This window comes from Comamonas sp. (assembly GCF_036666375.1).
Taxonomy (GTDB): domain Bacteria; phylum Pseudomonadota; class Gammaproteobacteria; order Burkholderiales; family Burkholderiaceae_C; genus Comamonas.
This window is the reverse complement of record NZ_JAVWWA010000078.1, coordinates 12,863-26,109: the sequence shown is the minus strand read 5'-3', so window position 1 is coordinate 26,109 and position 13,247 is coordinate 12,863. Positions and strand designations below refer to the sequence as shown.

Annotated in this window: 11 protein-coding genes; 6 read left to right on the top strand and 5 right to left on the bottom strand. The window is 67.7% G+C overall.

The window, feature by feature from the left end:
- The 4 genes from prpF to RR928_RS17400 all read right to left on the bottom strand — a co-directional run.
- A partial coding sequence (prpF, locus tag RR928_RS17415; RefSeq protein ID WP_332548856.1) for a 2-methylaconitate cis-trans isomerase PrpF occupies nucleotides 1-1,160 on the bottom strand: 1,160 nt, incomplete at its 3' end.
- A gap of 15 nt (nucleotides 1,161-1,175) precedes the next feature.
- Nucleotides 1,176-2,060 carry an isocitrate lyase/PEP mutase family protein gene (locus RR928_RS17410; protein ID WP_332538619.1) on the bottom strand — a complete coding sequence of 295 codons (885 nt, stop codon included), beginning with the start codon at nucleotides 2,058-2,060 and terminating at the stop codon, nucleotides 1,176-1,178.
- Nucleotides 2,061-2,106: 46 nt separating this feature from the next.
- A complete protein-coding gene (locus tag RR928_RS17405; RefSeq protein ID WP_332683507.1) occupies nucleotides 2,107-3,111 on the bottom strand; it encodes a quinone oxidoreductase family protein in 1,005 nt (334 codons plus the stop codon).
- A 23-nt stretch (nucleotides 3,112-3,134) separates the two neighbouring features.
- Nucleotides 3,135-4,112 carry a Bug family tripartite tricarboxylate transporter substrate binding protein gene (locus RR928_RS17400; protein WP_332548858.1) on the bottom strand — a complete coding sequence of 326 codons (978 nt, stop codon included), beginning with the start codon at nucleotides 4,110-4,112 and terminating at the stop codon, nucleotides 3,135-3,137.
- Between the two features lie 174 nt (nucleotides 4,113-4,286).
- On the opposite strand from RR928_RS17400, the gene prpR reads away from it, so the two are divergent.
- Nucleotides 4,287-6,242 (top strand): propionate catabolism operon regulatory protein PrpR, encoded by a 1,956-nt coding sequence (prpR, locus tag RR928_RS17395; RefSeq protein WP_332538621.1) that lies wholly within the window; start codon nucleotides 4,287-4,289, stop codon nucleotides 6,240-6,242.
- A 10-nt stretch (nucleotides 6,243-6,252) separates the two neighbouring features.
- Here prpR and RR928_RS17390 read toward each other — a convergent pair whose 3' ends face one another.
- Complete coding sequence (locus RR928_RS17390; RefSeq protein WP_332683504.1) at nucleotides 6,253-7,182, bottom strand: LysR family transcriptional regulator; 930 nt, start codon at nucleotides 7,180-7,182, stop codon at nucleotides 6,253-6,255.
- A 355-nt stretch (nucleotides 7,183-7,537) separates the two neighbouring features.
- On the opposite strand from RR928_RS17390, the gene RR928_RS17385 reads away from it, so the two are divergent.
- The 5 genes from RR928_RS17385 to RR928_RS17365 all read left to right on the top strand — a co-directional run.
- A complete protein-coding gene (locus tag RR928_RS17385; protein ID WP_332538625.1) occupies nucleotides 7,538-8,074 on the top strand; it encodes a sugar dehydrogenase complex small subunit in 537 nt (178 codons plus the stop codon).
- A 38-nt stretch (nucleotides 8,075-8,112) separates the two neighbouring features.
- Nucleotides 8,113-9,762 carry a GMC family oxidoreductase gene (locus RR928_RS17380; protein WP_332683502.1) on the top strand — a complete coding sequence of 550 codons (1,650 nt, stop codon included), beginning with the start codon at nucleotides 8,113-8,115 and terminating at the stop codon, nucleotides 9,760-9,762.
- Between the two features lie 14 nt (nucleotides 9,763-9,776).
- On the top strand, nucleotides 9,777-11,168 hold the full coding sequence (locus tag RR928_RS17375; RefSeq protein ID WP_332683500.1) for a c-type cytochrome: 1,392 nt from the start codon (nucleotides 9,777-9,779) through the stop codon (nucleotides 11,166-11,168).
- A 500-nt stretch (nucleotides 11,169-11,668) separates the two neighbouring features.
- Complete coding sequence (locus tag RR928_RS17370; protein WP_332538629.1) at nucleotides 11,669-12,313, top strand: (2Fe-2S)-binding protein; 645 nt, start codon at nucleotides 11,669-11,671, stop codon at nucleotides 12,311-12,313.
- A partial coding sequence (locus tag RR928_RS17365; RefSeq protein ID WP_332683509.1) for a molybdopterin cofactor-binding domain-containing protein occupies nucleotides 12,313-13,247 on the top strand: 935 nt, incomplete at its 3' end. The genes RR928_RS17370 and RR928_RS17365, both read left to right, overlap by 1 nt.

Genomic DNA, 13,247 nt, shown 5'->3' with positions numbered 1-13,247 from the left:
GGCGGCACCAGCACCACGCCTTCCATCAGCCGGCGCGCCGAGCGGCTCAGGCTCACCTTGGCGATGACCCAGCCGCTTTCGGGCCGGTGCTCGGCCGTCGCGCCCACAGCCAGTGCGCCCGAAGTGTGGCCCATGCGCACGTCCCGGCCCGCAGCGCCGGGGCGCAGCGCCTGGGCGACGATGCTGCCTTCGACCGCTGCCGCCGCGCCCACGGCAACCGCACCGGTGCCCGTGATCGCGTGGTGCAGCTTGCCCATGGAGACAATGCGCACCAGCAGGTCCAGCGCCTGCGCGGGCACGGCCTTGCCGCTCGATGCGACATAGTCGGCGGGCGGCGCGACCCAGGCCAGCTTGGGCGTTCCCGGGCGCGAAGCCGTGGCCTGGGCGGCCGAAGTCGCCAGGCCCATGGCCACCGCGCCCGCGGCGCGCACCGCCTCGATGCGCGCCAGCAGCGCCGCGTCGCCGTTGACGTCGGGCTGCAGCTCCTTGCCGGTCAAGCCCAGGTCGCCGGCGCGCAGGAAGATCGTCGGATTGCCGGCGTTGATGTAGGTGACATCGAACCTGCCCACGCCTTCGACGTTCAGCACATCGACCACGCGGCCCGTGGGCAGCAGCGATTCCTCGGCGCTCGAGCCGTCGCCTCCGGGCGCGAGAAAATCGAGCCGCACCTGCGCCGCGGGAAACGCCACGCCGTCGAGTTCGAAGTCGCCCAGCTCCTGCACCGTGCCGCCCGCCATGGGCACATGGGCGACGATGACCTTGCCGATATTCGCCTGCCAGATGCGCACCACGGCCACGCCATCGGCGGGAGCGTCCACCAGGCCGCGCGCGATCGCGAACGGCCCCACGGCCGTGGTCAGATTGCCGCAATTGCCGGTCCAGTCGATGCGCGGCTGTTCGATATCGACCTGGCCGAACAGGTAGTCGACATCGCAGTCGGCACGCGTGCTGCGCGACACCAGCACCACCTTGCTGGTGCTCGACGTCGCCGCGCCCATGCCGTCGGTCTGCTTGCCGTACGGATCGGGGCTGCCGATCACGCGCATCAGCAGCGCGTCGCGCAGTGCGGCATCGGCGGGCAGATCGCCGGCCTCGAAAAACACGCCCTTGCTGCTGCCGCCGCGCATATAGGTAGCGCGTACCTCTATCTGTTTTTGCATTGCGTGTATCTCCCTTCAACCCTTGACTGGCTGCACAGCGTAGCGCGCGTCCAGCGCATCGAACGCGGTCTTCTGCACCAGCGCCTGGCGCTCGGCAAACGTCGCCACGAGATCGGGATCTTCGGGCAGCTCGCCGCGGCGCTGCAGTTCTGCCAGCGCATTGGTCATGCCGCGCACCGCGCCCTGCAGGGCCGCATTCGCGTAGAGCACCATGCCAAAGCCCATTTCACCGAATTCGGCGGCCGGCAATGCGGGCGTCTTGCCGCCGATCACCACGTTGACGATCTGCGGGCAAGGCAGCTCGCTGGCGATGCGGCGCAACTCGTCCACGCTGGTCGGGGCTTCGACAAACGTCACGTCGGCGCCAGCCTCGGCAAACGCGCGCGCGCGATCGAGCGCGGCGTCCAGGCCCTCGCTGGCGCGCGCGTCGGTGCGCGCGATGATGAGGAAATCGCCCGATACGCGCGCATCGACCGCGGCCTTGATCTTGCTGACCATCTCGGCCTGGTCGATCACCGCCTTGCCCGCGAAGTGACCGCATTTCTTGGGCATCACCTGGTCTTCGATCTGGATCGCATTGGCGCCCGCGCGCTCGAGCGTGCGCACCGTGTGGCGCACGTTCAATGCATTGCCGAAGCCGGTGTCGGCATCGACGATCAGCGGCAGGGCCACGGCGTCGCGAATCGCCGCGCAGTGGCTGGCGATGTCGTTGAGGCTCACAAAGCCCAGGTCGGGCATGCCGTAGAAGTTGTTGGTCAGGCCCGCGCCGCTGAGGTATACGGCTTCAAAGCCCATGGTTTCGATCACGCGCGCGGCCAACGCGTTGCCCGCGCCCGGCACCAGCAGGCCGCGGCGTTCGTTGAGGAGAGTGCGCAGCAAAGTGCCGGGATGGATGCTCATGGTATGTCCTGGAAAAAACGCAAAAGGAAAATTCTGAAAGGTCGGCCTAGCGCAGGCCCTCATCGATCCACACCACGCTCTTGCCCACCTGCTCGCGCGCCTCGATGCGCGCATGCACCAGGTGCACGTCGTCAAGCGTGCAGGGCGCGGCCCTGTCGATGGTCAGCGCGCCCGCGGCAATCGCCGAGAACACCGCGTCGGCGCGGCGCTGGATGGTGGCGGCGTCGGTCATGTGATCGGCCAGGCGCGGGCGCGTCAGCAGCAGCGAGCCGGCTTCACCCAGTTCCATGGGATCGAGATCGGTCACCGAGCCCGAGACGTTGCCGTAGTTGACGATCAGCCCGCGTGTGCGCGCCGCGCGAAAGCTGTCGCGCAGCGTCGCCTGGCCCAGCGAATCGAACACCACGTCGACGCCGCGCCCGCCCGTTGCCGCGCGCACCGCGTCGGCAAAGCCGCCGTTGTCGTAGGCCAGGGTCTGGTCGGCGCCGCGCTGCGCGGCCACGGCGCGCTTTTCAGGCGTGCTGGCCGTGGCGAACACCGTCGCGCCCAGGCGCTTGGCCATCTGTATCAACAGCTGGCCTATGCTGCCCGAGCCCGCGTGCACCAGGCAGCTCTGGCCCGGCCCAAGCCGCGCGACATCGTCCACGAGGTAATGCGCGGTGCTGCCCTGGAACATCGCCGCGGCCGCCAGGTCGAAGCCGATCGCATCGGGAATGCGCGCCGCCTGGAACGCCGGCACGCAGGCGTACTGCGCATAGCTGCCCCAGGCAATGCACCAGGCCACGCGGTCGCCCACGGCCAGGTGCGTGACGCCTTCGCCCAGCGCCAGCACCACGCCCGCGCCCTCCATGCCCAGCGTGCAGGGCAGGCGCGGCGGATAGGTGCGCGACTGCCGGTACTTGCCCTGGCGCGTGTGGATGTCCATGAAGTTGACGCCCGCGCAGACCACCTGCACCAGCACCTGTCCGGGCAGCGGCGCGGGCACCGGCACATCGCCGCGCAGCTGCGCCACTTCGGGGCCGCCGTAGCGCTCGATGGTGATGGCGCGCATGCTGCGTGGCGTGGGCCGCGCGTTCATTGCACGACGATCTTGTTGTGGCGCACGACTTCGGCCCACTTGGCGGTTTCGCTGCGCACCAGCGCCTCGAACTGCTGGGGCGTGCCGCCGCCGATCTCATTGCCCTGGCTCAGCATCTGCGCCTTGATCGCCGGATCGGCCAGCGCCTTGTTCACCACGGCATTGAGCTGGCGCACGATGCCAGCAGGCATGCCGGCCGGACCGATCAGGCCTTGCCAGTTTTCCATCACGAAGCCCGGCACACCGGCTTCGGCCATGGTGGGCACGTCGGGCATCATCGGTGAGCGGTTGGCGCTGGTGATCGCCAGCGCGCGCATCCTGCCGGCCTTGACCGAAGGCACGGCCGAATACATGGGCTCGAACATGAAATCGAGCTGGCCGCCGATCAGATCGACGACCGCGGCCGCGCCACCCTTGTAGGGAATGTGGGTCATCTCGGTATCGGTCATCGACTTGAACAGCTCGCCCGACAGATGGTGGGCACCGCCCGGGCCGCTGGAGCCGAACGACAGGCCGCCGGGCTTGGTCCTGGTCGCGGCAATCACGTCGGCCACCGAGCGCAGCGGCGAATCGGCCTTCACCACCAGCATCAGCGGGCCGCGCTCGAGCAGCGCGATCATGCTCAACTCCTTGAGCGGATCGAACGTCGACTTCTTGTACAGCGACGAGTTCACCGCCATAGGCGCCATGTTGCCTATGCCCAGCGTATAGCCATCGGGCTTGGAACGCGCGATCACCTGGGTGCCGATGTTGCCGCCCGCACCCGGGCGGTTTTCGACGATCACGGACTGGCCCATTTCAGCGCTCATGAACTTGCCGATCTGGCGCGCGCGCTGGTCGGCACTGCCGCCTGCGGTGAACGCCACGATGATGGTGATGGGCTTGCTGGGAAAGGTCTCCTGCGCCTGGGCCGTGCTCCACAGGGCCTGCGCTGCAGTCATGGCACCGGCCTGTATCAAGGTTCTACGTCTCATGGTTTTTGTACTCATTGTGAAAGGCAATGCCCAGCTGATTGCAAACCCCATGCCAGCCCGCACACCCTATGCAATCCATTGATTTCATTGACATTTCTTGCAGAAGCAAGCGCGCATCTGCGCAATCATTGCAGGATTGAAACATGCTTTGTTTCAGTATTGCTACCATCGCGCATGCCCAACCTGTTCCATGCCGTCCCTCCCCGCCACGATCTGCCCTGCGTGCTGGTCGTCAGCGCCTATGAACTCGCCGATGTGGCGCTGTTGGTCGCGCCGCAGTTCCAGGGGCGCGCGCAGATCCGCATCGAGCGCGGCAACCTGGACCGCGGCGTCGACCTGGTGAAGAAAGCGGTCGCCCAGGACGGCGTCGAAGTGGTGGTGAGCGCGGGCTCGAACGCGAGCTATCTGCGCAGCCGCATCGACGTGCCGCTGGTCGCGGTGCGCGTCGGCGGCTTCGACATCATGGCCGCGCTGGCGACGGCGCGCGCCGCGCAGGGCGACATCGCGCTGGTGTTCTTTCGCGAGATTCCCGACGACGTCGCACGCTTTCTGCGCCACTACGACCTGCCCGTGCAGCTGCACGCCTACGAGTCCGAAGCCCATGCGCATGCGCTGGTCGAGCAGCTCGCGGCCAGCGGCGTCACGGCCATCGTGGGCCCGGGCGTGGCGGTGCGCGCCGCCCATCAGCGCGGCCTGCGCGGCGTGCTGCTGTACTCGCGCGATTCGATTGCCGCGGCGATCGACGATGCGATCCAGCTGGTGATTGCCCGGCGCGCCGAACGCTCGGAACGCGAACGCCTGGCCGCCGTGCTGCGCCATCTCGACAGCGGCGTGGTCGCCACCGATGCCCAGGGCCATATCCTCGCGGCCAACCCCGCGGCCGATGCGCTGACCGGCGTCGCGCTCACGTCCGCCGTGGGCCAGCCGCTGCAGCAATGGCTGCCAGCGCTCGATGCGCATGCCGTGCAGGGCGCGGACGACGCGCCGCGCATGGCGCGCGTGCAGGAATGGGCGCAGCGCAAGGTGCTGGTGCATGGTCAGCCCATCATGGAAGGCGGCCGGCCCAATGGCGCGGTGTTCACGCTCGAACGTTCGAGCAGCGTGGAGCAGGCGTTCCGCAAGCTGCGCGCGCACGAGCGCGAACGCGAACGCCGGCCCGCGCGCTACACGCTGGCGCACGTGGTGCAGGCCTCGGCGCAGATGCAGGCCGTGGTGCGCCGCTGCGAGACCGTGGCCGCGCTCACCGAGGCGCCGGTGCTGATCACGGGCGCGACCGGCGTGGGCAAGGAGTTGATCGCCCAGGGCATACACAGCGCCAGCCGGCGCCGCAGCCAGCGTTTCGTCGCGGTGAACTGCGGCGCGCTGACCGAAAGCCTGCTCGAAAGCGAGCTGTTCGGCTACGAAGACGGCGCCTTCACGGGCGCGCGCCGCGAAGGCAAGGCCGGCCTGTTTGAAGCCGCGCACCGCGGCACGGTGTTTCTCGATGAAATCGGCGAACTGCCGTTCGCGCTGCAGACCCGGCTTTTGCGCGTTCTGCAGGAGCGCGAAGTCACGCGCGTGGGCGCGAACGCGCCCGTGGCCATAGACATCCGCATCCTGGCCGCGACCCACCGCGATCTCGCGGCCATGGTGCGCGCCGGCAGCTTCCGCGAAGACCTGTACTTTCGCATCGCCGTGCTGCGCATAGACCTCGCGCCGCTGGCCGAACGCCCGGCCGACCTGCTGCTGCTGGCCGACATGATGGTCCAGACCGCGATGCGCGAAATCGGGCTCGCGCAGTCGATGGCGCCCGTGCTGCGCCTGCTGCCGGCCGTGGTCGCGCGCCACCGCTGGCCGGGCAATGCGCGCGAACTGCACAACTTCGCCCAACGCGTGGCCGTGCGCTGCGTGGAGCTGGCAGGCACGCCCGACCTGGCCGATCTGATCGCGCTGATCGACCTGCCCGCGCCGCCGCAAGCGACGCCGCAGGGCGCTGACGCCTCGCTGGTCGCCGAACGCGCGCACCATGAACTGCGCCATATCCAGCAGGTGCTCACGGACTGCGACGGCGACCACAATGCAGCCGCGAAAGCACTGGGCATCAGCCGCACCACGCTGTGGCGAAAACTCAAGGACCGCGCGAGCGCCTAGGCCCGTGCGCTCAGGTCTCGTGGATGGCGGGCGGCCGCTGGTGCGAGGCGCTGACGAATTCAAGAAACGCGCGCGTTCGCTCGGGCATGTGCTTGCGGCTGGGCAGGGCCGCGAGCACCGCGTAGCGGCCCGTGATCCAGCCGGGCAGCACGCGCTGCAGCGCGCCCGCGCGCATGAACGGCGCGGCGATGTCGTCCGTGAACGTCGCTATGCCTGCGCCATCGAGCACCATCTGCATCAGGCTCGCGGTCTCGTTGATGGTGACGACAGGCGAGACCGCAATCTCGTGCACCGCGGGCCCGGTCACGCGCTCGCCGCTGCGCCACAGCGCCAGCACATCGCGGTGCGTAGGCGTTGCGCGGCGCAACAGGCAATGATGGTCGCGCAAGTCTTGCGGCGTCTGCGGCTGGCCATGGCGCGCGATATAGGCCGGCGAGGCGCAAAGATAGGCTTCCGAGGTCGCCAGCGTGCGCGCCACGATATGGGCGTCGAAGCCTTCGTGCGTGTGCAGGAAGGCCAGGTCATACTTGCCCAGATCGGGCAAGGGGCTGGAGTCCACATGCACTTCGAGCGAAATGCCGGGATAGGCCTGGCGAAACGGAGCGACCAGCGGTGCGATCAACGAATCGGTGAACATCGGCGCGGCGACGATGCGCAGCACGCCGGTGAGCGCCGAAGTCGTGCCCTGGACATCGGCAAACGCATCGTCGACCGACTCGAGGATGTCGCGCGCCCGGCTCGCATAGCGCTCGCCGGCCGGCGTCAGGCTCACGCGCCGCGTGGTGCGCTGCAGCAGCCGCGTTCCCAGGTGCTCTTCGAGCGCGGCGACATGGCGCGTGACGTTCGACACCGTCATCGACAGGCTGCGCGCGGCGGCGGAGAAGCCGCCCTCGTCCACCACGCCCAGAAACACTTTCATGGTTTGCAAACGATCGAGCACGGTCACCTCCTCTGCAGGCGCACAACGCAACCTCAAGCCCGCAGATTATTGCCCAACAGGCAATAGTCCATTGCGGGCGGGTGCGTTTCTCTTTTCTCCCATGCGCCATACAGTCAGAGTAAGTGCAAACACTTTTTTCCGTGAATCAGTAGTTTTCATCTCCTTTCAGTAGTCAGCATCCCGGGCGGCGTGTTGCGGCGGATCGCGTCGCGACACGCCGCGTTGTCCGTGGCGCTGCCGCGCGGCCGGCGCGCTGAAGAAGTCTGAGCGCTGGACGCGAGCGCTGCACCCGCCATGGCGGGAATGCCGCCCGCACCCCGGCCATGGCACCTCTGAAACCGAAGAACGCCCCACCATGAAACCTATCCCCCGATTCCCTTCCTTCGGCCTGCAGCGCAGGCAACTGCTGGGCGGCGTGCTGGCGGCCAGCGCCGTGCAATTCACCTCCTGGGGCCGCGCCGCCCCGGCAGCGGCCGACAGCGCCAGCTTCATGGCGCTGTCGCAGTACCTGACCGCGCGCGACGACCTCAACCCCCGCCTGGGCGCGCGCCTGCAGGCCGCGCTGCAGGCGCTGGACCCGCGCTTCGGTCCCCAGGCCAGCGCGCTGTGGCAATGGATAACAAACGGCCAGGTGGCGCTGGCGCAACTGAACGCGCGCCTGCAGGCCGAGCAGCCCGACCTCGCCGCGCTGCCCGGCCAGGTCATGCAGGCCTGGTACCTGGGCATCGCGGGCAGCGGCACGCGCACCCGGGTCGTGGCCTATGAGTTCGCGCTCAACGCGCAGACCGTGGCCGACAAGCTCAAGCCGCCGACCTACTCCTACGGCCTGTATGGCAGCTGGACGCGCAACCCCACGACGTTCAACCTCCAGCGCCTGCCGGTGCACGGCTGATCGCCGCCGCCCCCCAGTCCCCCACAAAAGAACACCCCATGGCTGATTCCACACCTCTTTCCGCCGACTACGTGATCGTCGGCGCCGGCATCATCGGCGCGATGCTCGCCGCCAGGCTGGCCAAGGCCGGCGCTTCGGTGCTGATGCTCGAAGCCGGCGCCAACGTGCCGCGCGCGCAGATCGTCGCGCAGTTCCGCAACTCGCCGCGGCGCAGCGACTGGATGTCGCCCTACCCTTCGCTGGACACCGCGCCCCACCCCATCTACCAGCCCGAAGACAACGGCTATCTGGTGCAGGCCGGGCCCTACCCGTACAAGGCCGAATACATCCGCATGGTCGGCGGCACGAGCTGGCACTGGGCGGCGCACGCCTGGCGCAATGTGCCCGGCGACTTCAGGATCAAGAGCCTCTACGGCGTGGGCGTGGACTGGCCTTTCGACTACGACGACCTCGAGCCCTACTACCAGCAGGCCGAGGAAATCATGGGCGTGGGCGGCTCCACCGAAACCGGCTCGCCGCGCAGCCAGCCCTTCCCCATGGGCGAAGTCGCGATGCCCTATGCCATGCAGCGCGTGCGCGACCGCCTCGCGGGCACCTTCCCCGTGGTGGGCAACACCGTGGCGCGCAACAGCCGCAGCTTTGATGGCCGCCCGCCCTGCTGCGGCAACAACAGCTGCCAGCCGATCTGCCCCATCGACGCGCAGTACCACGGCGGCATTGCAGTGCAGCAGGCGCTGGCCGCGGGAGTGAAGCTGCAGACCCGCGCCAACGTGTTCCAGCTCGAGCATGACGCCCGGGGCCGCATCGTCGCCGCCAACTACTACGACCCCGACAAGAACGTGCACCGCGTGACGGGCAAGACTTTCATCGTCGCCTCCAACGGCATCGAGTCGCCGCGCCTGCTGCTGCTGTCGAAAAGCGACAAGTTCAAGAACGGCATCGCCAACGACAACGACATGGTCGGCCGCCATCTGATGGACCACCCCAGCACCTCGCTGACCTTCGACGCCGACGAGGATGTCTGGCTGGGCCGCGGCCCGCAAAGCCCGGTGTCGATCAACACCATGCGCGACGGAGCGTTCCGCGCCGAGCACTCGCCCTACCGGCTGGACTTCACGAACATCTCGCGCGTCGACGGCGCGACGCGCTCGCTGCTCAAGGCCGGGGTCTACGGCAAGGAATTCGCCGACAAGCTGCGCCATGCCTCGGCGCGCGAAATGAACGTCAAGAGCGTGCTCGAAGTGCTGCCCGATCCCGAGCGCCGCATCGATCTCGCCGCTGAAAAGGACAGCATGGGCCTGCCCAAGCCGCGCGCGCACTACAGCATCGACGACTACACCTTCCGCGGCCACAAGCGCGCGCAGCAGGACTTCGCGAAGATCGCCGAGAAGATGAGCGCGACAAACCTGCGCTACACCAAGGACGACGACTTCTCCAACAACCAGCACATCTGCGGCACGCTGAGCATGGGCAGCGATCGCAAGGTCTCGGTCTGCGACGAGTACGGCCGCGCCTGGGACCACGAGAACCTGTACTTCGCCTCGACCGGCCTGCTGCCCACTTCGTCCACCTGCAATTCCACGCTCAACGGCATTGCCGTGGCGCTGCGCACGGGCGCCCACCTGATCGCCGCGAACGGCGGCCCGGCGATGCTGCCGCGCAGCAACACGCTGGGCAAGAAGGCTTGAGGAACGGACACGCCATGAAGACTCTGACTTTCACCCACCTTTTTGCCGGCGCCCTGCTCGCGACCACGGCCTGGACCAGCGCCCACGCCGCCGAGCCCGCGGCTGGCGCCGAAATCGAACGCGGCCGCTATCTGGCCACGGCCGGCGACTGCATCGCCTGCCACACCGCGCCCGGCGGCAAGCCCATGGCCGGCGGCCTGGCGCTGGCCAGCCCCATGGGCCCGATCTATTCGACCAACATCACGCCGTCGAAGACCCAGGGCATAGGCAGCTATACCCTGGAGCAATTCACCGCGGCGCTGCGCCACGGCAAGCGCGCCGACGGCGCCAACCTCTACCCGGCGATGCCCTACACCGCCTACGCCAAGACCAGCGATGAGGACATCGCGGCCATGTACGCCTACTTCCTGCAGGGCGTCAGCGCCGTGGACGAAGCGCCCGCACGGCAGACCGACCTGCCGTTCCCGTTCAACATCCGCGCTTCGCTGGGCCTGTGGAACGCCATGTTCCACGACGCCACGCCGTTCAAGGCCGACCTGTCGCAGACGCCCGAATGGAACCGCGGTGCCTATCTGTCCCAGGGCCTGGCGCACTGCACCACCTGCCACACGCCGCGCACTGCGCTGATGGCCGAAGACCACCAGCGCAGCCTGGGCGGCGGCGAAGTCGGCGGCTGGCATGCGCCCAACATCACGTCGGACAAGACCAGCGGCATAGGCGGCTGGAGCGTGGAGGAACTGGTGACGTATATGCGCGGCCTGCCCGTGCCCGGCAAGGGCCCGGCCGCCGGTCCCATGGCCGAAGCCATAGACCACAGCCTCAAGCACCTCACGCCGCAAGACCTGAAGGCGATCGCGGTCTACATCCAGTCCGTTCCCGCGGTCGCAAACGACAAGGCCAGGCTGGCGGCCGACCGCTTCGGCCAGGCGCGCGACGACCTCGACAGCGTGCGCGGCACGGCGCTGCCCAGGGACTTCGATGCGCTGACCGGCCCCCAGCTCTATGACGCGTACTGCGCAAGCTGCCACCAGGCCCAGGGCCAGGGCAGCGACGGCGACGGCCTGCCCGCGCTGTTCCACAACACGTCTCTGGGCCATGCCAACAGCAACAACCTGGTGCAGGTGCTGCTGCACGGCATACACCGCGTGGGCACCGACAGCGTGATGCCCGCGTTTGCGCACGAACTCAGCGACAGGCAGGTCACCACGCTGAGCAACTATCTGCTGACGACCTACGGCAACCCCGAGGCCAAGGTCAGCGAAGCCCAGGTGGCCAAGCTGCGCGACCCGGCCACGGCCGGCACCGACGCCACGCTGCTGACGCTGGCGCGCGCGGGCATGGCCGTGGGCGCAGTTGCGCTGCTCGCGCTGATCGCCTGGTTGATGCGGCGACGCCGCCAACGCTGAGCGCCGCGCCTTGCCTCCTAGCCCCGTGCCTGCCTGCAGCCACGGGGTTTTTTGCATGCAGACAAAAGAACTTTCCGCTGGCGAGCGCCCACAACACCCGAGCGCCTCAAGGGTTTTCCCTTACTTCACGTACGGGATTTGAGGAATCGCACAAATAATGAGTGTCCTCACTCAATACAGCAGCCGACGAGAATTGCCCGCCTGGCAGCGCCCCAAGGCCTCGACAGCGTGACTCACATTCCCGGTATCTCTGCAAAGCATTGGATTGCTCCAATGGCAAGAACAATATCTCCGACATCGGTCTGCACCTAATTTCCAGCACTGGAAATAGCTCCCTATTTCCCTCCAGAGAAAATCGGCGCCCGCCGATTTTCTCTTTTGTTTTTTGCGCAGCAATTTTTCCCGATCGCATAGGAAAACCCGCCACGAAGCTTACGCCCGCCCGGCTCACAGGTCATCAAGAACAACCGCGCTCGCAGCGCGAAAACATATAACACGCGATGAAATTCAAACTCAATGGCAATACGGTGGATGCAGACAAGGCATCTGCCGATACCCCCTTGCTGTATGTCCTGCGCAATGACATGCAGCTCAACGGTCCCAAATACGGCTGCGGCCTGGGCCAATGCGGCGCTTGCGCCGTGCTGATCGACGGCAAGGTCGCGCGCTCGTGCTCGGTGCCGCTGTCCGTGGTCAACGGCAAGGAAGTGACCACACTCGAAGGCCTGTCGCCCGAAGCCACGCGCCAGGCGCAGGCCCAGGTCGCGCTCGACCCGCTGTTCAAGGACCTGGGCGACGCTTCGCTGCAAACCCAGGCCGCTGCAGCCACGCAAGCCGTGCTGCTGCATCCGGTGCAGCAGGCGTTCATCGACACCCAGGCCGCGCAATGCGGCTACTGCGTCAACGGAATGATCATGGCGCTGGTTGCGCTGTTCGACAAACGCCCGCAGGCCAGCGATGACGAAATCAAGAAGCAGCTGGCCCACCACCTGTGCCGCTGCGGCACGCATATCGAGATCCTCGAGGCCGCGACGCGCGCGCGCGATCTGATCGCCCAGGGGCGCAACGTGCACAGCGCAGTCGCTGTGGTGCAAGGTGCCTGCGCAACGCATGGCCAGGCTGCATGTTCCAAGGAGCTGGTGTGATGTTCGGATTCAAGACTACTTCGCGCGACGACCAGCCCGGCACTGTGCAGCTGACGCGCCGCCAATTGCTCAAGACCGGCGGCATGATCATGGTCAGCGCCGCGGCCACGGGCCCGCTGGCCATTCTCGCGGGCACGGGCCCGCTGCTGCATCCGCCCACTCCCGCGCAAGGCCCGTTTCCCGTGCCCGCGGGAACGCTGGTCGACAGCTTCATCGCCATCAGCGCCGACGGCGACGTGATCGGCTTCAACGGCCACGTGGACCTGGGCACGGGCGTGCGCACGGCCATAGGCCAGCTCGTGGCCGACGAGATCGAGACCGATATCGCGCGCGTGCGCATCATCCTGGGCCACACCACGCGCACCCCCGATCTGGGCCCGACGATCGCCAGCGACACCATCCAGAACACGTCGACGCCCATGCGCCAGGCCGCGCGCCAGGTGCGCCAGTTGCTGATCAACCTGGCCAGCGAACGCTGGTCCGTGCCCGCGGCCCAGCTGCGCACCGAGAACGGCTTCGTCATCGGTGCGGGCAAGCGCCTGTCGTACGGCGAACTCGCCGCGGGACAGGACCTGCACATCGATCTCGACCAGCACATGCCGCTGCGCTCGAGCAAGGAACACAAGTACATCGGCCAGTCGGTGCCGCGCGTGGACATCCCGAACAAGGTGCTGGGCGCGCTGACCTATGTGCATGACGTGCGCCTGCCCGGCATGCTGCACGGCCGCGTCGTGCGCCCGCCCTACACCGGCGCGGATCACACGGCGCCGCTGGGCGACAGCCTGATCTCCGTGGACCACGACTCGATCAAGCACCTGCCCGGCATCGTCAAGGTCGTGGTGCAGGGTGACTTCGTCGGCATCGTTGCCGAGCGCGAAGAGCAGGCCATTGCCGCCATGCACCAGCTCAAGGTGCAGTGGAAGGAATGGGCCGG

Bases quoted from the DNA above. Each gene is read 5' to 3' on its own strand.
- RR928_RS17410 (WP_332538619.1), bottom strand. From the start codon at position 2,060: ATGAGCATCCATCCCGGCACTTTGCTGCGCACTCTCCTCAACGAACGC.
- RR928_RS17405 (WP_332683507.1), bottom strand. From the start codon at position 3,111: ATGCGCGCCATCACCATCGAGCGCTACGGCGGCCCCGAAGTGGCGCAG.
- RR928_RS17400 (WP_332548858.1), bottom strand. From the start codon at position 4,112: ATGAGACGTAGAACCTTGATACAGGCCGGTGCCATGACTGCAGCGCAG.
- prpR (WP_332538621.1), top strand. From the start codon at position 4,287: ATGCCCAACCTGTTCCATGCCGTCCCTCCCCGCCACGATCTGCCCTGC.
- RR928_RS17385 (WP_332538625.1), top strand. From the start codon at position 7,538: ATGAAACCTATCCCCCGATTCCCTTCCTTCGGCCTGCAGCGCAGGCAA.
- RR928_RS17380 (WP_332683502.1), top strand. From the start codon at position 8,113: ATGGCTGATTCCACACCTCTTTCCGCCGACTACGTGATCGTCGGCGCC.
- RR928_RS17375 (WP_332683500.1), top strand. From the start codon at position 9,777: ATGAAGACTCTGACTTTCACCCACCTTTTTGCCGGCGCCCTGCTCGCG.
- RR928_RS17370 (WP_332538629.1), top strand. From the start codon at position 11,669: ATGAAATTCAAACTCAATGGCAATACGGTGGATGCAGACAAGGCATCT.